The organism is Shewanella sp. AC34-MNA-CIBAN-0136 (assembly GCF_040309945.1).
Lineage (GTDB): Bacteria > Pseudomonadota > Gammaproteobacteria > Enterobacterales > Shewanellaceae > Shewanella.
This window is the reverse complement of sequence record NZ_JBEOPJ010000005.1, coordinates 164995-189745: the sequence shown is the minus strand read 5'-3', so window position 1 is coordinate 189745 and position 24751 is coordinate 164995. Positions and strand designations below refer to the sequence as shown.

Annotated in this window: 18 protein-coding genes; 17 read left to right on the top strand and 1 reads right to left on the bottom strand. The window is 38.8% G+C overall.

What is annotated here, in order from left to right:
- Positions 1–263: 263 nt before the first annotated feature.
- Positions 264–755 (bottom strand): OmpA family protein, encoded by a 492-nt coding sequence (locus tag AAEY94_RS06930; RefSeq protein ID WP_011637833.1) that lies wholly within the window; start codon positions 753–755, stop codon positions 264–266.
- A gap of 319 nt (positions 756–1074) precedes the next feature.
- Between AAEY94_RS06930 and AAEY94_RS06925 the strand changes: the two genes are divergently transcribed.
- From AAEY94_RS06925 to tssH, 17 genes are all read left to right on the top strand, one after another.
- Positions 1075–3060, top strand: coding sequence for a serine/threonine-protein kinase (locus AAEY94_RS06925; protein ID WP_350978117.1), 1986 nt, complete (start codon positions 1075–1077; stop codon positions 3058–3060).
- 53 nt (positions 3061–3113) lie between these two features.
- Positions 3114–4466 carry a type VI secretion system-associated FHA domain protein TagH gene (gene tagH, locus AAEY94_RS06920; protein ID WP_350978115.1) on the top strand — a complete coding sequence of 451 codons (1353 nt, stop codon included), beginning with the start codon at positions 3114–3116 and terminating at the stop codon, positions 4464–4466.
- Positions 4467–4484: 18 nt separating this feature from the next.
- The gene (gene tssJ / locus AAEY94_RS06915) at positions 4485–4955 is read left to right on the top strand and encodes a type VI secretion system lipoprotein TssJ (RefSeq protein WP_182744352.1); all 471 of its coding nucleotides are present in this window, start codon (positions 4485–4487) and stop codon (positions 4953–4955) included.
- Positions 4956–4979: 24 nt separating this feature from the next.
- A complete protein-coding gene (gene tssK, locus AAEY94_RS06910) occupies positions 4980–6308 on the top strand; it encodes a type VI secretion system baseplate subunit TssK (protein WP_101086868.1) in 1329 nt (442 codons plus the stop codon).
- Between the two features lie 24 nt (positions 6309–6332).
- Entirely contained in the window at positions 6333–7622 is a 1290-nt protein-coding gene (tssL, locus tag AAEY94_RS06905; protein WP_101086869.1) for a type VI secretion system protein TssL, long form, read from the top strand.
- Positions 7623–7645: 23 nt separating this feature from the next.
- A complete protein-coding gene (gene tssM / locus AAEY94_RS06900; protein WP_182744353.1) occupies positions 7646–11194 on the top strand; it encodes a type VI secretion system membrane subunit TssM in 3549 nt (1182 codons plus the stop codon).
- Complete coding sequence (gene tagF, locus AAEY94_RS06895) at positions 11176–11907, top strand: type VI secretion system-associated protein TagF (RefSeq protein ID WP_182744354.1); 732 nt, start codon at positions 11176–11178, stop codon at positions 11905–11907. The genes tssM and tagF overlap by 19 nt, the downstream gene beginning before the upstream one ends.
- Positions 11898–12665: a PP2C family protein-serine/threonine phosphatase gene (locus AAEY94_RS06890; protein WP_350978111.1), complete on the top strand. Its 768-nt coding sequence runs from the start codon at positions 11898–11900 to the stop codon at positions 12663–12665. Before tagF ends, AAEY94_RS06890 begins: the two co-directional genes overlap by 10 nt.
- A gap of 288 nt (positions 12666–12953) precedes the next feature.
- Positions 12954–14060: a type VI secretion system protein TssA gene (gene tssA / locus AAEY94_RS06885; RefSeq protein WP_101086873.1), complete on the top strand. Its 1107-nt coding sequence runs from the start codon at positions 12954–12956 to the stop codon at positions 14058–14060.
- A gap of 41 nt (positions 14061–14101) precedes the next feature.
- Positions 14102–14602: a type VI secretion system contractile sheath small subunit gene (gene tssB / locus AAEY94_RS06880; RefSeq protein ID WP_101086874.1), complete on the top strand. Its 501-nt coding sequence runs from the start codon at positions 14102–14104 to the stop codon at positions 14600–14602.
- A complete protein-coding gene (tssC, locus tag AAEY94_RS06875) occupies positions 14602–16095 on the top strand; it encodes a type VI secretion system contractile sheath large subunit (protein WP_011637822.1) in 1494 nt (497 codons plus the stop codon). Before tssB ends, tssC (AAEY94_RS06875) begins: the two co-directional genes overlap by 1 nt.
- A 51-nt stretch (positions 16096–16146) precedes the next feature.
- Positions 16147–17682 carry a type VI secretion system contractile sheath large subunit gene (gene tssC / locus AAEY94_RS06870; protein WP_350978109.1) on the top strand — a complete coding sequence of 512 codons (1536 nt, stop codon included), beginning with the start codon at positions 16147–16149 and terminating at the stop codon, positions 17680–17682.
- Positions 17683–17696: 14 nt separating this feature from the next.
- Positions 17697–18485, top strand: coding sequence for a type VI secretion system accessory protein TagJ (locus AAEY94_RS06865; RefSeq protein ID WP_101086876.1), 789 nt, complete (start codon positions 17697–17699; stop codon positions 18483–18485).
- 8 nt (positions 18486–18493) lie between these two features.
- Entirely contained in the window at positions 18494–18982 is a 489-nt protein-coding gene (gene tssE, locus AAEY94_RS06860; protein ID WP_242445137.1) for a type VI secretion system baseplate subunit TssE, read from the top strand.
- The gene (gene tssF / locus AAEY94_RS06855; protein WP_350978106.1) at positions 18979–20808 is read left to right on the top strand and encodes a type VI secretion system baseplate subunit TssF; all 1830 of its coding nucleotides are present in this window, start codon (positions 18979–18981) and stop codon (positions 20806–20808) included. The genes tssE and tssF overlap by 4 nt, the downstream gene beginning before the upstream one ends.
- Positions 20805–21812 carry a type VI secretion system baseplate subunit TssG gene (gene tssG / locus AAEY94_RS06850; protein ID WP_350978104.1) on the top strand — a complete coding sequence of 336 codons (1008 nt, stop codon included), beginning with the start codon at positions 20805–20807 and terminating at the stop codon, positions 21810–21812. Before tssF ends, tssG begins: the two co-directional genes overlap by 4 nt.
- A 19-nt stretch (positions 21813–21831) precedes the next feature.
- Positions 21832–24438, top strand: a complete 2607-nt coding sequence (gene tssH / locus AAEY94_RS06845; protein WP_350978102.1) for a type VI secretion system ATPase TssH — start codon at positions 21832–21834, stop codon at positions 24436–24438.
- Positions 24439–24751 lie beyond the last annotated feature (313 nt).

The window sequence follows — 24751 nt, the reverse complement described above, 5'->3', positions numbered from 1 at the left end:
TGCGCGTTAACGCAGCACAATTATCTTCAGTATGGGCTCTGTCGTGTGTCTAAAATTTCCAAATAAATTTAGAGAATCCATGTTTAGTCCAGATATTGACAATAATATAAGTAAGCAGGTTTTTTAGATGGAATAAGGTGCGATATAACTGAGGGTTTGTTGATAAATTATTGAATCTCAGCTTTGTAATAAGCTGAGATTCAATGATAAATATAATAAATACACTTGAATTACAGTATTTTATTAATACTTTAATTCATTTTTTATGAAGATTTATTCGTAATGGAAAAGTTAACCCGACGAGTCTTAGAACGCTCAGAACTGGTTAATTTTACACCGTTATCTTCAATGACTTTAGTAGTCGAAATTAATTGGTCGTTAGATGTGCCCAAAGAGATTAAAAACTCCACTAAACCATCAGCACGACGTTGTGCCAACGCTTTATTGTATTTAACTGTGCCTTTGTCATCTGTAAAGCCCTGAACATTTAGTTCTTTATCAGAATTATTGGCGAGGTAAGTCGCAACGCAAGACATGTGAGTATCAAGCTTACTGTATGACTTATCACTATTAACTTCGAAATACACAGGTGTGAACCCAATAATCATTTCATTATCTGTTTGTAATGTATATTCAATACACTCTGGAGAAATAGAAAATGTTTTGATTGGTTCAGATACAACGACAGGTGCTGATTGACAACCCGCAAGTGTTAATAACGCAATAACAGGTAATGAAAGATTGACGCGTTTCATATTTGTTTAATCCTTTAAAAATGTGGTCCATTAAAAAGAAATCGTAAATTACCGATAATGTTTTATTGGGTCAATAGAAAAACTGTTTTTTAGTTAATTAGATGTTTATTTTCATATTAAAAACATACTTTTTAATGTTTTTAGATTTTAATACATACTAATGGGTGGTTTATTTTAATGAATTTATTTAAAAGTTATTAAGCAAGTTTTTAAATGTTGTTTTTTACATTTTCTTGCTGCAACATATTGGGGTAATTTTGATTCACTAGGAAGATAGTTTACATACTTTAGGATAATATTAAGGGATTAACCTGTACTTATGGATAAGAGTAAAGCACCAAATCACTTTGCTGAAGATAAAACAGTTGTGGCAGGATTTGAACATTCTGGAAATAATAATAAAGTTAACTTGATTGGGAAGTGTTTCAAAAATCGCTATTTGATTGAGTCGAAAATTGGTCATGGCGGTATGAGTGATATATACCGTGCCAAAGATCTCTATTTGGAGTCATTAAACGTAACAGAACCTTTTGTTGCGATTAAAGTATTATTATCTCAGATATCAGATATACCAGAAGCTCAACAAGTCCTTATCAAAGAGTCAGTACAAACTCAAAAACTATCTCATCCGAATATCATCAGAGTTTATGATGTAGATACTGATGATGGCTTTCACTTTATGGTGATGGAGTGGTTAGATGGTGAATCATTAGACCAAGTGATCAAACGTTCAAAACCATTAGGTATCAACTTCAAAGGATCAATGAGAATCATTGATCAGATTGCTTCAGCATTATCGTATGCTCATCAACAAGGCATTGTCCATACAGACTTAAAGCCATCGAATATCTTCCTCACTCGCCAAGGGAACATTAAAGTTTTTGATTTTGGCGTTGCGAAAAACTTACAGCAAAGAGAGGACCGATACGCATTTGCCGAAGTCGACCAAGACTCTCCTTTAACGGGTTATACCCCAGCTTATGCTAGTTTTGAGCAGTTATCTGGAGAAGATGCCTGCGCGGCAGACGATATTTTTGCTTTTTCGTGTATTAGCTATGAGCTACTAACAAGTAAACATCCTTATAACCGTGTAGCTGCAAATGAAGTTGATATCACCAACAATAAGTTGATTAAACCAAAAAATATCAGTTCACGATTATGGCCTATGTTGAAAAAAGGTCTCGCGCTTAAAAAAGTACAACGTGCGCCTTCCATCGAGCTAATTATCAATAAGTTCCACAGTAAAAGTTGGCCACTACTCACCGCTATTGCGGCAGGTGCTGTACTTGTGATCAGTGGGTTTCAAATTCAACAATATTACCAGATTCAATTAGACGACTTACAAAATAAAGTCGCGCTGACAAATAAGGCCAAAAGCGAAGTTCAAGCCTTTGAATTTATTCCTGCTTCAGCATTATTAGCCCAAATAGAAGATATTCCAGAAGATAAAAAGCTGATTAAGAATGGTTTGTTAAAGACACATCAATCTGAAGTGTTGGATATTGTGGAACAACGTATAGCTTCCTTACCGAAAAGCGATAATGGTCTGTATCAAAATTATGAAAAAATAGCACAAATTATTAATGAAATAGAACGTTTTTATCCTGATTCAGTTCGTTTGCTACAAATAAAAAACCAAGCAGAGAGAAGTAAACAATCAGTTGTAGATGCACTGTCTGAACGATTGAGCCTGTTATTATCTCAAGCCCGTTACAATGAACAGGGAAGTAATAATATTCAAGCCATTGTTGAAGGGTTAACATTTGTCGAGCCTGGATATGTTTATACCGCATCTAATGAAGAATATGCCCTCTATGCAAGCTCATTTGATAACGCCTTAAAGAAACATGATATTAATCAAATAAGTGCACTCATTACAACTGGCGAAAATATATTTTCAAACTATCCGCAGGCTAAGTCATTAATTACATATGGCGCCGAATTGAAAGTGGCTGTTAAAGGCTTAAATGACTATCACGATTTAACGGCAAAAGGTAAAACGGTCGTTTATCCATACGAAGCTGCTGAAGTTTATTATCGAGATACATTTAATCAATTAACCGTGAGGTTAGATGCAATAGATAACCCAAAAGATCTACACGAGTTTGATAAAGAAGTTAGGGGGCTCGCCACGAATTTACCCGATGATTTTGAGCCCCTGCTAACGCTTGATAAACGTTTAGCCGCCTCTTTTTTACGCCAAGCAAATGTGTATCTTGATAAGCAATATCTGAAAACAGCCAGAGAGTTATTTGCCAGAGGGAATGAAATGTATGAACGTCTAAATGGTGTTCAACGCTTATAACGCAATGGGTATGATGGCTAGTCAACAAGTTGATGAAGGAAGATGTAATAGAAATGGAATTATTGCTAGAGATTGTGAGTTATCACAGGTTATCCCCTGAGCAGGTCATAACAAAAGATGTCACAGAAACCTTAACGTTAGGGCGCTCTGATGTATGTGATTGGCATATGCCTGATCCAGAAAAAGTGGTTTCTGGTACTCATGCTCGGATCACCAAGCGCAGTGATGATTTTTTCATTGAGGATTTATCAACCAACGGATTATATGTCAATCGCGCAGTCGAAGCGTTAGGCACCAATCGTGAGCATAAAATTGAACACGATGATCTGTTTACTTTTGGTGATTATGAGATCAGTGCGAAGTTACAAATGTTACATGTGGCCTCTAATAGTCAACCTCAACAAGAGATACATGACGCCCCACATGTTGCTACTTTGCAGCAAAATAAACTCATTCCAGCTTCTTCCTCATCAATGCTTGATACTGGGTTTGAATCTGATTTAGCAGGATTTGATTCTGCTATGTTACTGAACCAATCTCGACAACAATCAGCAGGTCTCTCGCAGATGAATGCTGATTTACAAGACCATTTTCAACCACCAGTAGCAATTCCAGAAGAATGGGATAAAGATATTTTTGGACAACATTTTCAAGCTCACGCAAAAACTGATATCCGATCTGTTGTTCCACAAGAGCCCGAGCTTCTGGTTGCTAAAGCTCCAGTTAACCCTATAAAAGTGCCTGAAACGGTAAAAGCGGAGGTGAAAAAAGTGGCCCCCGAGGCACCAAATACCAAAGTACCCGTTAGTACACAGGTAAGCCCTTCATCTGCATTAAGCAAAGCGTTTTTTCAGGGTATGGGAGTCAATGAACAAGATTATGTCAATGTGCTAACTGAAGAGTTGATGTTTGAACTGGGCCAAAGTATGCAGTTTATGTTGACTGGCCTGATGGAATCACTACGTCAACGTTCAAAGCTGAAAACTGAGTTTAGAATCAATCAAACAACATTCCAGCAGCGTGAAAATAATCCATTGAAATTTTCGGCCAATATTGATGATGTATTTCAAAATTTATTTTTAAGGAAAAGTGCGAGTTTCTTGTCATCTCAACAAGCGATTACCGAAGCTTTTAATGACGGTCGAAAGCATGATACTGCGTTAACTGCAGGCACATTAGGCGCTATCCGTGGATTGCTAAATCAATTAGATCCTGAATTTATTGAAGCCAAAAGCCAAAACCAGTCGCTTACAGACATGTTAGTGCCGGGACAGAAACAGATGCGCCAATGGAAAGTATATAAAAGCTTACATTCCAATTTAAAAACAGAATTTATGCAAGACAGTGCTGCCGCATTATCAGATGATTTTGTTAAAGCATACGACAATAAAATTAAAACATTATAAATTATTAAGGGCTAATAAATGAAATTGAAGTTAGGTCTATATCAAATTGTATTAGTGAGCTTTTTATTACTTAATTCTGGCTGTAAAACGATTAATGCTGTCGTCCCGCCATCGACAGATCTTACCTTTAATGCCAGTGCAGACATCAATCCTGACATTAACGATCGGCCATCACCAGTGGTGGTGAAAATATTTGAATTATCATCAAGAACTATCTTTGATACTCAAGATTTTTTTACCCTTGATGAGTCAGCTGAAAGTGTACTTGGTCCAGATCTTATTCGTAAAGATGAGTTGGAATTACAGCCATCAGAAACGCGTGAATATGCCATGACACTGGGACAAAACACCCGATTTGTTGGTGTTATTGTCGCATACAGAGATATTGATTCATCTCGTTGGCGTTCAGTCGTCACTGTCGATCCTACTGGTTATGATGATGTCGTTATCAACATCGAAAAAATAGCTGTGTATAACTCTGAAAAATAATTGTTGTGAATAAATAGGGAAATTATGAGCGATTTTAGCCCAATAGCATGGACAGAGGGCATGTTTCTTCGTCCACAACATATGCAGCAGCAAGAACGTTTTTTGCAACATCAACAAGCGCGAACTGCCAAGAATAACAATCCACTTGCTTGGGGGGTTGTGAGCTATGAAGTCAATTATGGCCTACTTCCACTGGGGCAATTTGGATTAGACCGCATCGATTGTGTTTTTCCTGATAACACCTTGGCTTGTCTTCCTGAGCAGAGTCCGTTACCAACGGCTATTACTGTCCCAGCAGGTACATTGGATCAGCTTGTTTATCTTGTTCTTCCCGTTGCGAAAAGCAATGGGATGAATATTTCATCTTCTGAACAAAATCAAATTACTCGCTACAGCTATGAAGATCACAACATTGTTGACACAAGTGTTGGCTCTGATGCTATGGAAGTGCTGCAAGTTGCCAAATTAGATTGTCGGTTAAAGTTACAAACTGAAGATCGCTCAGGCTATGTCTCAATTGCGATCGCTCGGGTTATTGATGTGTCTGAAGAGGGCGTGATTCGATTAGATAAAAAGTTTATTCCGGCATGTATAGGCATTGAACACATTAAAACCTTAATGAATATGACAACTGAAGTCACTGGCATGATTAATCAGCGTGCAGAAGCCATTGCGGGTCGCTTAAGTCAATCCCAAGGGACTTCCAGTTCGATAGCAGACTTTTTAATGTTACAACTTTTGAATAAGTATCAACCTATTTTTGAACATTATGGGGTTGTTAGTCATATTCATCCAGAATTGCTATTTCGCACACTCATTAGTTTTTCTGGTGAGCTTTCAACGTTCAGTAGTCCCAACAAGCGACCGCCAAAATTTCCTGTCTATCAACATGATAATTTAACCTATGTGTTTAGTAACACTATGGTAATTGTTAATCATGGCTTAAGTAGTGTATTGGAACAAAGTGCCACAGAGCTGATCCTAGAGAAGACCAAATTTGGTGTGTATTTCTCGACGATTGCAGACAAAAGTATGCTTGATAATGCTGAATTTATTCTCGCTGTTAAAGCAAATGTTCCGCATGATGAGCTTCGTCAACGCCTACCTTCACAAATTAAAATAGGGTCAGTTGAAACCATTCGTGAACTGGTTAATAACCAATTACCCGGTATTGGAATATCCAACCTCCCAGTCGCGCCAAGACAGGTGCCATACCATGCGGGTTATCACTATTTTCAATTAGATAAAAACAATAGCCATTGGATAAAGCTTAAATCAAGTGGCGGTGTAGCAATGCATATTTCTGGAGCATATCCAGAGTTACAAATTGAACTTTGGGCCGTGAGTATTTAACGCCAAAACATTAAGGATAATTTTGTGAACGATAAAACCATCGTTAAACCTCGCCCAGGGAAAGGGTCGGGTATGGCTGGCAATAAAACAAAGGTCGATGATGATAGTCAGAAAACCTTGATCCAAGATCATCGTGCCGATAATCGAGACAACCGATCGCAACTAAGCTTATCGCAAAACCCAATCGTTGATTTTGCGGGTACGCTTTTATCTATTTGTACTCAGTTACGAAATAGTACCGAGCATGATGATGTCAATACTCTACGGGTGCATTGTGTCGAACTCATCAAGAATTATGAGCAACAATTACGTAATGCAAATTTAGCGTCAGATGACATTAAGTCTGCTCGATATTGCTTGTGTTGCTTTATAGATGAGGTGGTCCTCAATACGCCTTGGGGAGAGCAAAGCTATTGGGCGTCTGACAGTTTACTTTCTACTTTTCACAATGAAACCTTGGGTGGCGAATATTTCTATACCTTGCTTGACGCCTCACTTCGTCATCCTTCTGAAAAGTGTAATTTACTTGAGTTGATGTATTTATGTTTAACTCTTGGTTTTGTTGGCAAAATGAGAGTTGAGCCTCAAGGCGATCAAAAACTAGAAGCATTACGTGAAAAAACGTATTTAGCCATTCAATCTTGCAAAGGCGATTTCCATCGAGAATTATCACCAGGATGGCGACAGAATATTGTCCCTAATCTAACCTTCCAGCAGCCATTTCCTTTATGGGTTATCGGGGCATTATTTGGGGTGGTTATTTTATTTATCTATATGGGTTTTAGTTATAGCATCAACAATTACTCATCAGAGGCTTATAAAGAATTGACCTCGATTGTGCCTTGGGAGAAAACCATTGATGCGCAACAACAAATTAGTCGTGATGAAGCATTATTACTGCAACAACTTTTACAAACTGAAATTGGCAAGAATCTACTCGAAGTAGAACAATTAAGTGATCGTGTGAGGATCCGCATTGGGGCGACTGAACTGTTTGCTTCTGGTAACACTCAACCTCGTTCAGATTTTGAAGCTATTTTAGCTAAAATTGCTCTGACGCTAGAGAGCACAAATGGCAAAATATTGATCACCGGTCATACCGATGATGAGCCAATCTTTACGTCTAAATACCCATCAAATTGGCATCTTTCATTAGCAAGAGCAACGTCGATTGCGAACGTTCTCGCTAATAACGCATCGCTAAGTGGCCGCTTGTGGCCCGAAGGTCGTGGTGAGTCTGAGCCCCGTGTGGTGAACGACAGTGAACAGAACCGCGCGTTAAATCGTCGAATCGAAATCGACTTATTGTTTTAGTGTGACACAAAGGAATCGCATCAATGTCTTTAAAATCAATTGGCAAAGGAATTGTCGACACACTTAAGTCTAAATGGACAATTACCATAATAGGTTTTTTATGTTTGGCTTTACTTATTTGGTTTGGTGGCCCTTTAGTGGCTATAGCGGGGTATGAACCGTTAGCATCAGCAGCCACACGGATTATCTTACTACTGGTTATTGTTATTATTTTTGGTGCCATTCACTTTTCTCGACAACTCAAGAATAAAAAACAAAGCGAGAAAATGGTTGATAGCTTAATAAATGGTGAAGAGGGTAGCTCTGTGGCCAGTGATGACTTAGCAAAAAGTGAAATCACTGTTTTACAAAATAAAATGACCCAAGCGTTAGATATTCTTAAAAATACCAAGTTAACTAAAAATAAAAGTATTTACGAATTACCTTGGTACATCATGATTGGTCCACCTGGAAGTGGAAAAACCACAGCGATTCAGCATTCAGGTCTTGAATACCCATTAAAAGAAAAAATGGGTGTAGATATGATTGAAGGTGTTGGTGGCACAAGACATTGTGATTGGTGGTTTACCAATAAGGCAGTATTAATTGATACGGCGGGTCGTTATACGACTCAAGATAGTCATGTAAAACAAGACTCTCGGGCATGGCAAGGTTTTCTGGGTTTATTGAAAAAATACCGCCCAGTTCGTCCTATTAATGGGGTGATAATCAGCATGGGCATGTCTGATTTGTTAAACCAAACCAAGACAGAGAGAAATTTACATGCACGCGCAATTAAGCAGCGTTTACAAGAACTGCAAAATCAACTGGGTATGACTTTTCCGGTATATGTTTTATTTTCGAAATCAGATTTAGTTGCCGGGTTTAATGAATTTTTTGATGATTTAACCAAAGAAGATTGTGAACAAATTTGGGGTATTACCTTCCCGCTCAATGCAGATACAGAAGACACTGATATTGTCAGTTCATTTAATAAAGAATTTCATGATTTATTATTAAATTTAAATGCAAGATTAAATAGCCGCCTAAAAAACGAACGCGACCTAGAGCGTCGTGCGGCCATTTATGAGTTTCCAAAGCAACTCCGATTATTACAGAGCTCAGCCGATGATTTTCTGAAAGAGATCTTCGCGCCTAATGCATACGAAGAAGCACCGCTATTGCGTGGTGTTTATTTAACCAGCGCAACTCAAGAAGGTACGCCAATTGATCATCTTTCTAGTCACTTATCCAGTGGCATTAAGAGTAAAACTAAAACCTTCGCCGCCAATAAGCAACGCAGCTACTTTATTAAACGCCTATTAGAAGATGTTATTTTTCCAGAGAAAAATTTAGCATCGACCAATCGCAAGCATACAAACCATAATAAACTTTTACGAAAAATATCAGTAGGCATTGCTGCAGGTGTCACTTTGTTTGCGAGTTATGTTTGGTGGCAAAGTTATGATTGGAATAGACAATTGATTGATGATACCTATCAAGGTGTCACAGCATATAAAACGGTTACCAGTGGTGGGTTAAATGCTAAGTCTGATGTCATTACATTAACCAAAGGCTTAACATTAATTCGTGATCTCCCTGTTGGTTTTGGTACTGACAAGCCTGAGGATGCATATACCTTTGGTTTGTATCAAGGAGATAAGCTTAAACAACCTGCTACAGCGGCTTATCACCGTGCTTTAGAAACACATTTAATGCCTTACCTACAAGGTGTGCTAAGTGCAGAAATGGACGCTAATGGTGGGCACCTTAACTACCTCTACGAGACATTGAAAACATACTTAATGTTGTATTTTCCCGAGCATTTTGACAAAAGTGATGTGCAAGTCTGGTTCTCGGCTTATATCGATAGAAATCTGGTTGGTGATGTCAATAGTGAGGTTAGAAAGGAGTTAAATAAGCATATAGATACATTACTGTCTTTAGGGATTAGAGGTCATCAATATGACAGTATGACAGTGGATAGTGCCCGGATTAATTTGACCATGTTACCTCTGGTTGAGCGCGCATATCAGCGTTTAAAAAGTGATTTTTCAAACAGCAGTATCCCAGATTTTAAACTGGTTGATATTCTGAGTGTAGACAGTTTAGATGGTCTGGTGTTCATCAGTGGTCGCCAATTTAATCAAGGTATTCCTGGTCTTTATACTTTTAATGGTTTTCATGGCATTTTTAGTATAGAAAAGAATAAGATAATAAAAAACCTAACCGCAGACAGTTGGGTTTATGGTGATGAGTTAGTTGATTTAGACGAACAAGCGAAAGCGCAGATTACCCAAGAGTTAGAAAACAGATACATTCGTGATTATATTTTCTATTGGGAAGATTTCTTAAGCGACCTTGCTATCAAACCATATTCAACACGTGAGGAAGCTGAGAGTGTTACTGCAGCGCTTGCGAGCCCAGATCAACCGATCAAAACCATTATTACCGCAGTGCAGAAAAATGTGAATTTAACTAAGCTTCCTGCCGATTCAAATAATTTAAAGGCCGCGGCGGAAGTGGCCGGTAATATTTCTGATGTTGCATTTCGGTCTAAAAAAGCACGATTAAATAGGCTGTTACCCGATACAGCAATAGAGTTAGATATTGATTTGCCGGGCAAAGATGTGGAATTTGCTTTTGCAGAATTGCTCAAAATAAATCCTGCTGACATTGATAAAATTCAAACGACGTTGCGGGCTCTTAATCGAAACTACAATAAATTATCAATGCAGTCAGAAGGACAAGGTAACGTTGTTAATCAAGCCACAGAAGAAAGCTTTGCTCAACTAGGTTCTAGTTTATCTGAGCAATTGATGGATCTACCTTATCCAGTAAAAAATTGGTTAAGTGAAGTGGCTTATCGTACTCGCTCGTTTGCTAAATCCAATCAAAGTCAGCGTTTCAATGGTATTTGGCGTTCGCAAGTGTTGGCTGAATTCAATCGAGCGATCGCAGGGCGTTACCCATTTGACCGAAAATCGTCAGAAGATGTCAGACTAAAAGACTTCAGTAAGTTTTTTGGTTATGGCGGCACCTTAGATAAATTTTGGGATCAATACCTCGCTTCACATGTCGATACCAGCAAAAAACCTTGGCGTTTTAAGCGTAATATCGGCATTCGTAATGACATTTTAGAAATGTATCAACGCGCAGAAATTATTAAAGAAGCATTTTTCGAACCGGGATCTAAGCAGCCTATTGTTAACTTTTCATTAGAACCGGAATTATTAGATAGAAGTGTGAGTATGTTTTTATTCGAAATAGATAGCCAACAGCTGAAGTATCGACACGGTCCTACTCGCAAAGAGTTATTTACCTGGCCTGGCCCTGGGGCAAATAACGAAACACGAATTGCATTTTCACCTCCTAACGGCGGGCGCTCTATCAATAAGAAATATGAAGGTGAATGGTCATTCTTCAAATTATTAGATGAATTAAGTAAAAAGCGTCCACAAACTAAAAAAGATGGCAAGTTACTCATCAATCTCAAAGGCTACAATGCTGTACTGAAATTGACCGCAAACAGTGTTAACAATCCATTTTGGATGGCAAATATGGAGAAGTTTAGATGTCCTGCGAATCTTTAACATCAGTAGGTTACTGTGGCAAAGTCCCCTCAAAAGGGGATTTTATTCAGCAGAACTTAAATGTTGATTTTCTTAAAAATTGGAATGACTGGTTACAAGCTGTTATTGCGGTGAGTAAAGAACAAACCGAACACAATTGGTTGGATTATTATCTGACGAGTCCCATATGGCATTTTTCGTTATCTGCCGGTGTGTGTTGCGACCAAGCTGTTGTCGGGACCGTCATACCAAGTGTTGACCATGTTGGTCGCCATTATCCATTCACATTAGCCGGATTACATAATCAATCGGCTTTAAGAGGTTGGAAAGACAATCAGTGGGTTGAGGTTTTTGAACAGAATATATTACAAGTGCTTGAAGATGATACTGTTCTTAGTAAATGGTTCGATGCCATTACAAAAGAGACTTTAACGGTTGCCGCCAATAACGACAAGCTACTCGAGAGCGAATCGTTGGATCGCAACAAGAAAGCGTGGGTATTTCAAGGCGACAATTCTCCTGATGTACTTTTATTACTGGACCAGCAATACAGAAAACGCTTTGATCGTTACAGCATTTGGTGGACAGAGGGCTCTGACGATGTTGAACCATGCACGATTATTACTGAAGGTTTACCACAGATCAGTCAATTTATTTCTATGTTAAATGGCCAATGGCAACAGCGTGGTTGGAATACTGCAGAGCTCATTAAGGAACAAACATCATGCACTTAAGTCATGCATTAACTCATCGAGGCACCGTAAGAGCAATCAACGAGGATGCATATCTTGAATTACCACATTTAGGTATTTGGGTGGTTGCAGATGGTATGGGTGGACATGCAGCAGGAGATGTCGCAAGTCAATTAGTGATTGATGGCATCCAGCAGGCCGTTGAACATTTACAACCAGAGACTATTACATTAGATGTTTTAAAACAGTCGCTTATTGCGAGCAATCGTTTTTTGCAACAAATGAGTGAGCATGAATTTGATGGGAAGGTAGCTGGCAGTACTGTCGTTGTTTTGTGGTTATACCAAGATAACTATCACTTGTTATGGGTAGGCGATAGTCGAATTTACTTGTTACGAGATCAACAAATGAAGCAAGTCACTAAAGACCACAGTCAAGTTAATGACATGATTGATGAAGGGTTACTTCTACCTGAAGAGGCTGAATCTCATCCATTAGCGAATGTAATCACTCGGGCTGTCGGTGTTGACTCACAATTAGACATAGATTATCGCACCGATAATATGAAAGAGGGTGATGTCTTTTTACTTTGTAGCGATGGTTTAAATAAAGAATTAAATGATGTTGAAATTGAACGAACAATAAAGTCTGGCAACATCATTGATTCCGGTATGGCACTACTCCATGCCTCTTTAGTCAGGAATGCACGAGATAATGTCACCTGCATTCTTGTTAAAAATACACCTAAAAAAATAAATATCATTGATGATAGTGATAAAACAATTCCAATATTTGGTTAATGTTTTGATGAATTAAACTCATATAAGTGTTTTTGTTTGATGAGTTTAATTGTCGATAGCCATTAATTATAAATGTTGTATTTAGATGTGCTGTAACATTATTTAAAATGTAATTATATTGGGTGTAATCACATGGGGTGTGTTTGTTTTTTTTGTGATTATCCATTGTAATTAGTTATTGGCATTATATTGTATTTTGCTTCTATTAAAGGGCAATAAGTATTGTTTTTGAAGTTCTATACTTTTATTATTATAAATTAATCGTTTTTATTCAGGGATTGAATTAGATTGAGTAAGCTAAAGAATTTAACAATTGATGAATTAATTCTTCCCATTACCATTGATGCGGAGTCAGGAGTTGATCCTCGTGAAGATATAAGTCCGACATCAACTTATTATCTACTTAAAGATGTGCGAAATATTGCACGTTCTAGAGAGCGTAAAGCACTAACTGACGAAGAAGATGTATTGTCCGTTGCAGCTGAATGGCGACCGATTTTCGAACAAGTTCCGGGTATCTTAAAACAACAATCAAAAGATATTGAATATGTAGCTTGGTTTATAGAGGCAGCTTGCAGGTTATATGGTTTTAAAGGACTTTGTTTTGGTTTCACTCTAGCTACAGAGCTCGTTGAGCGCTATTGGGACACTATTTACCCAACACCTGAACCAAATGATTTGGCAGAGCGCATTGCGCCGCTTATTGGTTTAAACGGTATCGAAAGCGAAGGTTCTTTAATTCATCCAATCAGAACGATTCCGATCACTGATGGTGGCGTCATTTATTCTACTTGGCAATATGAGCAAGCTTTAGACACCAGTCGTTTAGATAAAGACAAACAAGAAAAACGTTTTGATTCAGGTTCAGTGTCACTTGAAGATGTCGAACATAGCATAAGAGAAACCTCTGACAGTTTCTTTATTGAATTAGACCGTGATGTTCAAGATGCCATCGCTGCTTTTAGCAAACTATCTGCTGCCATGGATGCTGCCATGAGCGGTGAGCCACAGCCTACCAGTTACATTCGCAAGGCATTAGAAGCATGTGCGCTACAAATCAGCGCTATCACGGCTCCCATTATTGCAAAAAACAAAGCAAACCTTGAACAAGAACAACATAACGAAAAAGAGCAACACAGCGACCCTAATGACCACAGCACAACGTCATCAGGTGTTGATGGGCAGCTTAACTCGAGAGCACAAGCCATTAATAATCTTGAAACGATAGCGGACTTTTTTAGACGTACCGAACCACATTCGCCTATGTCTTATGCCATTGAACAAGTTATACGTTGGAGTGATCTCAGTTTGCCTGAGTTGTTACAAGAATTAATCCAAGATGGTGAAGCAAGGAATGGTTTCTTCAAGTTATCTGGAATAAAAACGGAAGATTAATCTGTAGTTGATTACTCAACATATTATTGAAAGGAGTTCATATGAGTGTACATGATAAATTAAAGCGAGTAAGAAAACCTCGTGTCCATATTACCTATGATGTCGAAACTGAAGGTACAGTTGTAAAAAAAGAACTGCCTTTTGTTATCGGTGTTACAGGTGATTTTACTGGACACAACACCGCAGATTTAAAACCATTGAAAGACCGCCGTTTTGTGCAAATCGATCGTGAAAATTTCAATGATGTATTAAAACGTATGAGTCCCCAATTAAACATTTCAGTGCCTAACACGCTTGCCGGTGACGATACTGAAATGAAGGTTGCATTACAATTTAGCAGCATCGAAGACTTTGAGCCTGCTGCCATTGTTAATCAGGTTGAACCATTAAAAAAATTAATGGAAACTCGTAACAAACTCCGTGATTTGATGACCAAAGTTGATCGTTCTGAGAATCTCGAAAATATCTTAGAAGAAGTGTTAAATAACACTACTAGCCTAGATAAATTAGCTGGTGAACTTAACCTCAAAGGAGCGGAATAATGAGCATGGAAGCCGCGTCATTAGATGCTGTATCTGAAGAACAAGCACAAAGTGTTTCTATTTTAGAGCAAGCAATTTTTGCAACCAAGCAAACCGATTCTTCGCGTGCTGAAGAGCTTATTCGTTCGTTAACGGAAGAAGCCTTGAAAGGCACTGTACAGTGGGATAAAAACCTCACAGTGACTTTTAACAAGGCGATTACTCGATTAGACGACATTATCTCTAAGCAATTAGCTGCCATCATGCACAATGAAGAACTGCAAAAACTGGAAGGCAGTTGGCGTGGATTGCATCATACAGTGAAAAATTCTGAAACAAATGAAACGCTTAAAATTCGTGTCATGAGTTTGTCTAAAAAAGAACTTCACAAAGATTTGAGTAAAGCAGTTGAGTTTGATCAGAGTCAAATGTTCAAAAAAATCTATGAAGCAGAATTTGGCACCCCGGGCGGAGAGCCTTATGGTTGTTTAGTCGGCGATTATGAGTTTAGTAATCATCCTGAAGACGTTGAAACATTATCATTGATATCTAATGTTGCAGCCGCTGGCTTCTGCCCATTTGTTTCTGCTGCTGGTTCTTCTTTATTTGGTTTTGATGAGTGGACTGAACTCAGTAAACCACGCGATCTTGAAAAAGTATTTGAATCTTTAGAATACACTCAATGGCGCTCTTTCCGTGACAGTGATGACTCTCGTTTTGTCACATTAACCATGCCACGAGTGCTTGCCCGTCTTCCATATGGTGAAGCAACAAAACCTGTTGAAGAGTTTTGCTATGAAGAATTCGAATTAGATTTAGAAAGTGGCCGTGCTAAAGTCGCTGATCATGATGACTATTGCTGGATGAATGCCGCGTATGTTATGGCAACTAATATGGGACAAGCATTTAGCAAATATGGTTTCTGTACCGCAATCCGTGGCGCCGAGGGTGGTGGTAAGGTTGAAGGATTACCTGCTCATGTATTTACCAGTGATGACGGTGATCCAGATTTAAAATGTCCAACAGAGATAGGCATTACCGATCGCCGCGAAGCTGAATTAAGTAAGTTGGGTTTCTTACCACTATGTCATTATAAGCATACTGATTATGCCGTGTTCTTTGGTTCTCAATCTTGCCAAAAACCTAAAATAATGTCTAACCATGATGCTACCGCGAATGCGGCCATTTCTGCACGTTTACCTTACCTAATGGCAACATCACGTTTTGCGCATTATCTTAAAGTGATGGCTCGAGACAAAATTGGTAGCTTTATGGAAGCTGAAGATGTCGAGTCTTGGTTAAATCGCTGGATTTTATCGTTTGTTAATGCTTCAGAAGGTGGTGGGCAAGAGATACGCGCCAAGTACCCATTAGCAGACGCAAAAGTTGAAGTTAAAGAGATCCCTGGTCAACCTGGTTCATACAATGCAGTTGCATGGTTACGTCCTTGGTTACAAATGGAAGAGCTTACAGCCTCTTTACGTTTAGTCGCGAAGATCCCTAAAGTAGGATAATCACGCGCTAATGCAGTGACCCTCATTTGTTTTCAAGGATAGAAACAAACGATGCCGCATGAAACCATTTCATTTGTAACAAGTGAAATTTTCAAAGAAGATACTGGTGTTAACAAACCAGTATCTTCGACGACACAGGCACTAAAAAATAAACACCTAGTCGAACGGTTCTTGCGAGAGTCGGACTCGACTAGGTCGTTATTGCTTTGGCTTGAAAACTCAAGCCATTCGCTTGAGCAATTCGATAAAACATCTGTTTTACCTTTCCTTCTTAAAGCCATTGATCGCATTGATAGACAATTAGAACAACAGCTTAACGCTATTATTCATCATGATGCATTTCAGGCGTTAGAAGCCAGCTGGCGCGGAGTACTTTATCTTGTTCAACAGCAAGATTTACATGATAAAGACCAGAAAGTGAAAGTAAAAATGCTCGATTGTTGTTGGACAACCCTGTCTAAAGACATTAATCGGGCCATTGAGTTTGATCAAAGCGATTTTTTTAAACTGATTTATAACAATGAATACGACATGTCTGGTGGCGAACCCTTCGGCACATTAATTGGTGATTATCAAATCACTCATAAAAGCCGTCCAGGTGTATCTACTAATGATATTGATATTTTAAAAGAAATTTCCCGCACTGCCGCGGCCGCTTTTGCGCCCTTTATTACCTCGGCTAGTCCTTCATTGTTCGGTGCTGATGATTTTGCAGATTTATCTGCTCATATGAATATTTCCAAAATTTTTGAACAACATGAATACATTAAGTGGAATTCGTTACGTAAAATGGACGATTCTCGCTTTATTGGCTTAACAATGCCAAATATTCTTATGCGTTCTCCTTATCTCATTGATGGTAGCCGTAGCGAAGGATTTAAGTTTAAAGAATCAATTAAAAACCCTAAAAAAGATCATTTATGGGGCAATGCTGCTTATGCATTCGGTGGGGTATTAATTCGTGCATTTAGTGAATCTGGCTGGTTTGGTCATATCCGTGGGCTAGAGCCTGGGGCTCGTAAGAAAGGATTAGTTTGCGATCTTGCTGTGAGTCAATATGAGCCTGATTTGTATCGGAAACGCATGAAGCCATCGGTGGACTTATTAATCAGTGATAGGGCGGAAAAATCTATTTCTGACCAAGGTTTTATTCCTTTATCTCCGGTATTAGGTTGTGAGCATTTAGTTTTTTACAGTAATGCTTCTGTTCAGAAACCACCTAAATATGAACTGTTGGAAGACAGTATTAATGCAAAGTTATCATCGATGTTGCAGTACATTTTGTGTGTTTCACGTTTTGCTCATTACATCAAAGTATTAGGTCGTGAAAAAATAGGCTCACTTCATTCTGCAGAGGCTTGCCAGCGAGAGCTACAGCTGTGGCTGCATAAATACACTACCGCTTCAGATGTGTCTTCAGATGATGTAAGAAGTAAATACCCACTGCGAAGTGCCCAAGTACAGGTAAAAGAAATTCGCGGCAAGCCTGGGCATTTCTATTCGATTATTCAGTTACAACCACATTTTCAATTAGATCAGATGGTGTCCAGTATTAAATTGGTCACTGAACTGACATCAAGAAATTAAGATAAAGGTATCAAATGAAACAAATTCAACAAATGCTGCAGAGCGGCCAACTACAAGATGCAATTCAGTTAGTTGAGGCACAGTTAAAAGACGACCCGATGAATATTGACTTAAAAGGTCAACATGTTGAGTTGTTGTGTATTAATGGTGAGCTGGAACGTGCAGACAAACAATTAAACTTTTTAGTGCAAAAGCATCCCGACTTTTTAATTGGCGCAGCAAATTTACGTCAGTTGATCCGTGCTGAACAAGCCCGACAAGATTTTATGGCAGGCAAAGCAGTGCCGCAACTTTTTGCTGAGTCTGATGCACATGTTGAAGCATTAATGAAATTACGCTTAGCAATGGTTGATGCTCAAGATGATGTGACTCAGTGTGCGAGCAGCCTTGAAACTCTGCGTCCCGAAGTTAACTTAGTGTTAAATGATATCACTCATCAAGAAATTCGTGATTTAGATGACACTTTAGGTGGTTTTATAGAAATTTTTGGTACTGACGGTAATTTCTATTTAGCGCAGTTATCTGAAATTGACTATATCAACTTTAAACCTGTGACCTCATTACTGGAAATGGTTTGGCGCCGGGTTGATCTAGCCATTAAAAATGGACCGAGTGGAGAAGCGCATATTCCAATGATTTATGGTGGCAGTGAAACTGATGCGCAAAAATTGGGACGAGAAACCGATTGGCATGAAATCGCAACTAATGTTGTTGCTGGCAAGGGCTTAAAAATGTGGTTTGTCGATGATAATGCTATTGCATTAAATCAAATTACTAAAGTTACCACTCCAGTGTTGCAGTAGGCCCTGTGTTGAGCAAAAACCAACAACCGATAATGGCGTCAATTCTAGATAGATTGATTGATGATGCGCCAAACGAGCAAGATGTCAAAGACAGCCATCGTGGTCTAAATCTACGTCAGTTAAGGTCTAATGTTCGGCGCGATTTAGAAAACCTACTCAATGCTAAATTGCAGTGGCAAACGTGGCCGGAACATTTAACTGAGCTTGATAATTCTTTGATGAATTATGGTTTGCGTGACTTTTCTTCTATGCCAGTCGCGAGCTTAGACGGGCGTCAGCTTTTATGTAAACAAGTTGCCGATACCATAAAACGATTCGAACCGAGATTTTTAGAAGTGATGGTTGAAACAGTCGATAATGAACAACCATTAGACCGGGTTTTAAGATTAAAAATCAATGCATTGTTGTATGCAGAACCTGAGCCTGAATATATTTCGTTTGACTCTGAAGTTGAGCCAGTCCACTTGGCGATGATAGTTAATGAGGGAATTCTGTGAATCAGGAATTATTGGAATATTACAATCGTGAGCTTGCTTTCATTCGTCATATGGGAGCGGAATTTGCTGAGCAATATCCTAAAGTTGCCGGGCGTTTACGCTTAAGTGATGAACACGTTGAAGACCCTCATGTTTCACGATTAATTGAAGCATTCTCTTTGCTAACAGCACAAATTAGGCAAAAACTTGATGATAGTTTTCCTGAATTAACCGAGGCGTTATTAGGCCAGTTATATCCCGATTACCAAGCGCCAATACCGTCTATGTCAGTTATCAAAGTCACCACTGAAAACTTGTCGACGACTGGTGTGTTATTACCCAGATCAACTCAGGTAGACACTCAGGTGGAGGGGATGAAAACCTGCCATTTTCAAACGTCATATGACATGAAATTATGGCCAATTGAAGTGCAGAAAGCCCAGTTTCAAAATGCACCGTTTAATGCCCCTGAACCGCAATGGCCAGAACGTGCTAAGGCTATTATTAAGCTTGATATCGCCTGTGAGTTTGACGAAATCAGTATGCCAAGCCTCGGTGTTGATAAATTACGCTTTTTCTTGAATGGCCAAGATCATCAAACGTTTCAACTTTATCAATTGTTATTTGAACACAGCCTCGGTTTTGCTTTAGTGAATGAGCAGCAAACTGTTTGTAAGTTTTTAACCAAAAGACATTTAAAAGCGGTTGGCTTTGAAGATGAACAACAAGTGATACCTTACAGTCAGCGTACCAGTTCTGGTTATCGATTATTATTGGAAAACTTTATTTTCCCAGAAAAATTCTTGTTTTTTGACATCGATGATTTAGATGGCAGTTGGCAAGGGATCGACAATAAGTTTTCACTTTATATTTATTTAAAGGAAGGCTCTCAGGATTTAGAGAAGCAAGTTAGTGCCAATCATTTTCTGTTAGGTTGTACGCCGGTGATTAATTTGTTTGAACAAAAATTAGAACCGGTGAGCATCGATGCGTCTCAGTATGAATATAAATTGGCTGCCCGTTATTCTGACTCTGAAGTGACTGAAATTATCAGCATTGAAGATGTTATTGCGTATGATCCTAAGGACAATAAGGTAGACGTTACCCCATTTTATGGTGAATCACATCCGCAATATTTAGGTCATAATAATTTATTTTGGCATGTTAGGCGTGAATCTGCTAGTTGGTCTGGTGGTTATGCTGAATTAGGCACTGAATCGTTTTTATCGTTAGTCGATCATAACTTTAAAGGATTTAAGTCTGAAGACGACTATGGCGCTTGGATATTAAGTATTACCGCTCAATGCAGCAACCGTAATTTGCCGGCACATCTTCCGTTTGGTACTAATGAGCCCAAAATGTTCGTACCTGAACGTGCCGACATTATTAAGCACGTTAAATGTTTGCTTGCGCCTACGCTACCTGTGCGAGCATCGCTGAGTGATGCTTCGCGATGGCAGTTAGTCACCCATTTATCTATTGATAGTTTTAGCGGCAAAGATGCACTGTCTAACTTAAAAGAAACCCTTAAATTATACGATTTTAAGTGTTCGCCAGAAAATAAAAATTTAATAGAGAATATCCATGCTGTTGAAGTGAGCCCAGATACAGCCAGGGTCAACCAACATGGCCGGATTAGCTTTTGCAGTGGCAGTCATATTGAAATTACCTTTATTAAAGACCATTACTCTGGCAGTGGCGTGTTTTTCTTTTGCACTATTTTAGATCACTTCTTTGCGCAATTTGCTGCAATCAATAGTTTTACCCGCTTGAGTATGCGCTTTAAAGATCATTATTCGATAGCTTATACCTGGCCAGCACGAGCTGGACAAAGGCCGCTGCTATGACCCAGCAAGTAATGAATAATCAGTTGCAGGCGATAATCGATACGCCATCTGAATATGACTTTTATCAAGCCGTTTATCAGTTTCAACAACAATTATCTCAAGGGGGAGAGCAAGGTTATAAGGTGGGTTATGACGCCATTCCCAGTCAAGAGTTGTTACGTTTTAAGTCTGATCAGCATCTTGGTTTTCCAGGACAAGCAATCAGCAAAGTAGCGTCTACATCGACAAGTCAAACTGATAAAGTTGCCGCCGATATGCATATTTCATTTATGGGATTAACCGGACCGAGTGGTGTACTGCCTTCACATTATACCGAGTTGCTACTAGAGCGCTTGCGACTTAAAGATAATGGGATGCGTGACTTTTATGATTTATTTAACCATCGGCTTATCTCACTATTCTATCGGTCATGGGAAAAGTATCGTTTTTCGGCAAATTATCAATCGCCAGAAACAGGCGTTACCGACAGCTTTACCCATGTATTGAGTTTGCTTAGTGGTAACAAATCATTAAATCGCTATTACGCAGGTTTTTGTCACACTAAAACGCCGAGTGCTGAGTCATTACGAAAAATGTTAAATGATTTTACTGGCTGTAATGTACATATTTTATCTTTTCAAGGGCGTTGGCAGTCCTTAGCGAAAACAGAGCAAACCCGAATGGCGAGTAGAAGTATGCCAGAAGGGCAATACGCCCGTTTAGGTGTTGATGCCAGCATAGGCAGCCGGGTATGGGATATTAATTCTAGTGTCAGTATTCATATAAAGCCGAAGGAAGGTGCATCGGTTAACGCTTTTATGCCTGGAACAGCCAGTTATCAATCACTTAAAAAACTGGTTTCTAACTATTTAGGCCAGTCAGTGAAATACAAAATATTTCTAGAAATAAAACAACAAGATGCACCTACAGCTCAATTATCAAAGTCCGCAATCGGACTAGGGTTAGGTTGTGGCCTAATGAGCCGTGCAGAGAATGGACAACAAATAAAAAGCTTAATGATTTAATTAATAAAGGACTATGAATATGTCAGCGATGACTTTAAGTAAATTGGTAGGAAAACTTAACCCAGTATGTCGACAATCTTTAGAAACCGCTGCCAGCGTATGCCATAGCCGCAGCCAATTCAGCGTTGAGATTGAGCATTGGTTATTAGCGTTGCTAGAAAATGGTTCAGGTGATTTAGACATCATCATGGCCAGTTTTTCAGTACAAAAAGATCAGCTGATTAGTGATATCCGTCAGGGATTAGAAAAGTTTAAAACAGGCAACAGTGCAGCGCCAAGTTTGTCTCCACATATAGTGAGTTTGCTTCGTCAAACTTGGTTAAATACCAGTATTGAATTCAACGATAGTGAGATAAGAACTGCCTATCTGATTTTTACCTTACTGACTGACGATTCATTAAACTCTTTGGTTTCACGCTCTGCAAAACAGCTTCTTAAAATAGATCCAGCACAGCTAAAACATGCATGGCCTCAGCTTGCTCGTCAATCTACCGAGCATAAAGTGTCAAGTAGCGATATTGAAGAAACTCAGGCGATGCAATCAGCGCCGAGCAAAACGCCAAATCTAGACCAATTTACCCAAAATTTAACCGAGCAAGCTGAACTGGGGAAAATAGATCCCATTCTCGGACGTGATAATGAAATTAGGCAGATGATCGACATTTTAACCCGTCGCCGTCAAAATAATCCTATTTTAACGGGTGAAGCCGGTGTCGGTAAAACCGCTGTTGTCGAAGGTTTAGCGCTTAAAATTGCCCAAAAAGAAGTTCCAACAGCATTAAAATATGTTCGTATTCACGTACTGGATTTAGCCTTACTACAAGCTGGAGCCGGAGTGAAAGGGGAATTTGAGAATCGGTTAAAAGCTTTAATTAAAGAAGTAAAACAGTCTGTTAAACCTATTATTTTATTTATAGATGAAGCTCACACCATGATTGGCAGCGGCGGACAAGCTGGACAAAATGACGCGGCAAATTTATTAAAACCTGCATTAGCGCGTGGTGAGTTACGTACCATTGCGGCAACAACATGGGCAGAATATAAAAAGTTCTTTGAAAAAGATGCCGCATTAACTCGTCGTTTTCAAGTGGTTAAAATTGAAGAGCCTTCTCCTGAACAAGCCATTGCAATGATGCGGGGCTTGTTACCTGTAATGGAAGGGCATCATAAAATTCTTGTTTCCGACCAAGCTTTATGTGCTGCAGTTAACTTATCTCATCGATATATTACTGGCCGACAACTGCCAGATAAAGCGGTAAGTTTATTAGATACTGCATGCGCGCGTGTCGCTATGAGTCAAGCTTCTACCCCTGGAATGGTTGAATCCTTACAACGACAAATTCAGCAACTAGACACCCAAATTAGCATTCTTACTCGTGAGCAAAAAACCGGTTCAGATCATAAAAAGTCGATTACAGAGTTAACCAAAAAACATAAATTGCTTTCAAAAGAACTCGCTCCTTTGACAACACAATGGCAGGACGAATTAGTTATCGTTCAAAAAATTGCTGAATTAGTTGGCCAGATTCAAGCATCAGAAACAGATACCGCACCTTTGTTAGCGGAGTTAACGGCGTTTAAGGCAATATTGTCAGCCAATAAACAGCCTATGGTGCATTGGCAAGTTGATGAACAATTGATTGCTGAAGTCATTTCTGATTGGACTGGCATTCCGGCAGGTAAAATGCAGGATGATGAAATAAAAACAATTTTGAACTTAAAAGACACCATGGCCAAGCGCGTTATCGGCCAAGATCATGCCTTGGATTTAATCGCCAAAACAGTGCAAACATCCCGTGCACAGCTGGGTGATGAAAAACGTCCCATTGGTGTGTTTTTACTGACGGGCCCTAGCGGTGTCGGTAAAACAGAAACGGCATTAACATTGGCTGAGCAAGTTTATGGCAGTGAAGACAATGTGACAGTCATCAACATGTCCGAATTTAAAGAAGAACATAAAGTCTCATTACTTTTAGGTTCACCTCCAGGTTATGTTGGCTATGGTGAAGGTGGAGTGCTGACTGAAGCCGTTCGCCGTAAACCTTATAGTGTTATTTTGCTGGATGAAATGGAAAAGGCACATCCAGGCGTTCAAGATATTTTTTATCAAGTTTTTGATAAAGGCACCATTAAAGATGGTGAGGGGCGCGATATAGATTTCAAAAATACTATTATCATTATGACCTCAAATGCTGGTACAGAAACCACGATGGGCTTATTTGAAGATGAACAAATTGCCCCATCAATTAAAGGTTTACGTAAAGCACTTCAAGATGATTTATTGAGTTATTTCAAACCGGCATTTTTAGGCCGTTTGAATGTCATTCCTTATATTCCACTGACCCAACCTATGCTCAATGAAATCACTAAATTGCAATTACAGCGAGTTGCTAATCGTTTAGCTGAGCATTATCAAGCTAAGTTTACTTACAGTGATGATGTGGTGAGCCAAATTGTGTCTATGTGTCAGGATGCCGGTTCAGGTGCTCGCAATGTGCATAATATTTTACAAAATACGATGTTGCCTGATCTTTCGATCAAAATATTACACAATATGGCTAACAATAAGAAAACAACCAATGTAAAAGTAAACGTAGTAAACGATGAGTTTATTTATAAAATTTAAATGAATATAAAACCGTGACATTAATAACTAATTAGTAAGTATTAGTTTGGTTATTTATAACATCATATTTGAGGGGTATATAATAAAGTATATACCCTTTGTAATGTCTTGTAGTTATTATTAATGTATAAATTATTAGTCTTGGTTGTATTTTTTTATTTATATAAACGATTAGTTGATTATCAAAAAACCTTTGATATAATCCGTTGGCTTAATTATGAGGACTCACTATATTTAAATGGATAATGCAGTTGAGTATTATTTGTTGGTAAGTGCATTTTTAATAAATTGAAATATTAAGTTTGATTATTGA

Excerpts from the sequence above, each read along its gene's own strand:
- AAEY94_RS06930 (WP_011637833.1), bottom strand. The coding sequence starts at position 755 with ATGAAACGCGTCAATCTTTCATTACCTGTTATTGCGTTATTAACACTT.
- AAEY94_RS06925 (WP_350978117.1), top strand. The coding sequence starts at position 1,075 with ATGGATAAGAGTAAAGCACCAAATCACTTTGCTGAAGATAAAACAGTT.
- tagH (WP_350978115.1), top strand. The coding sequence starts at position 3,114 with ATGGAATTATTGCTAGAGATTGTGAGTTATCACAGGTTATCCCCTGAG.
- tssJ (WP_182744352.1), top strand. The coding sequence starts at position 4,485 with ATGAAATTGAAGTTAGGTCTATATCAAATTGTATTAGTGAGCTTTTTA.
- tssK (WP_101086868.1), top strand. The coding sequence starts at position 4,980 with ATGAGCGATTTTAGCCCAATAGCATGGACAGAGGGCATGTTTCTTCGT.
- tssM (WP_182744353.1), top strand. The coding sequence starts at position 7,646 with ATGTCTTTAAAATCAATTGGCAAAGGAATTGTCGACACACTTAAGTCT.
- tagF (WP_182744354.1), top strand. The coding sequence starts at position 11,176 with ATGTCCTGCGAATCTTTAACATCAGTAGGTTACTGTGGCAAAGTCCCC.
- AAEY94_RS06890 (WP_350978111.1), top strand. The coding sequence starts at position 11,898 with ATGCACTTAAGTCATGCATTAACTCATCGAGGCACCGTAAGAGCAATC.
- tssB (WP_101086874.1), top strand. The coding sequence starts at position 14,102 with ATGAGTGTACATGATAAATTAAAGCGAGTAAGAAAACCTCGTGTCCAT.
- tssC (WP_011637822.1), top strand. The coding sequence starts at position 14,602 with ATGAGCATGGAAGCCGCGTCATTAGATGCTGTATCTGAAGAACAAGCA.
- tssC (WP_350978109.1), top strand. The coding sequence starts at position 16,147 with ATGCCGCATGAAACCATTTCATTTGTAACAAGTGAAATTTTCAAAGAA.
- AAEY94_RS06865 (WP_101086876.1), top strand. The coding sequence starts at position 17,697 with ATGAAACAAATTCAACAAATGCTGCAGAGCGGCCAACTACAAGATGCA.
- tssG (WP_350978104.1), top strand. The coding sequence starts at position 20,805 with ATGACCCAGCAAGTAATGAATAATCAGTTGCAGGCGATAATCGATACG.
- tssH (WP_350978102.1), top strand. The coding sequence starts at position 21,832 with ATGTCAGCGATGACTTTAAGTAAATTGGTAGGAAAACTTAACCCAGTA.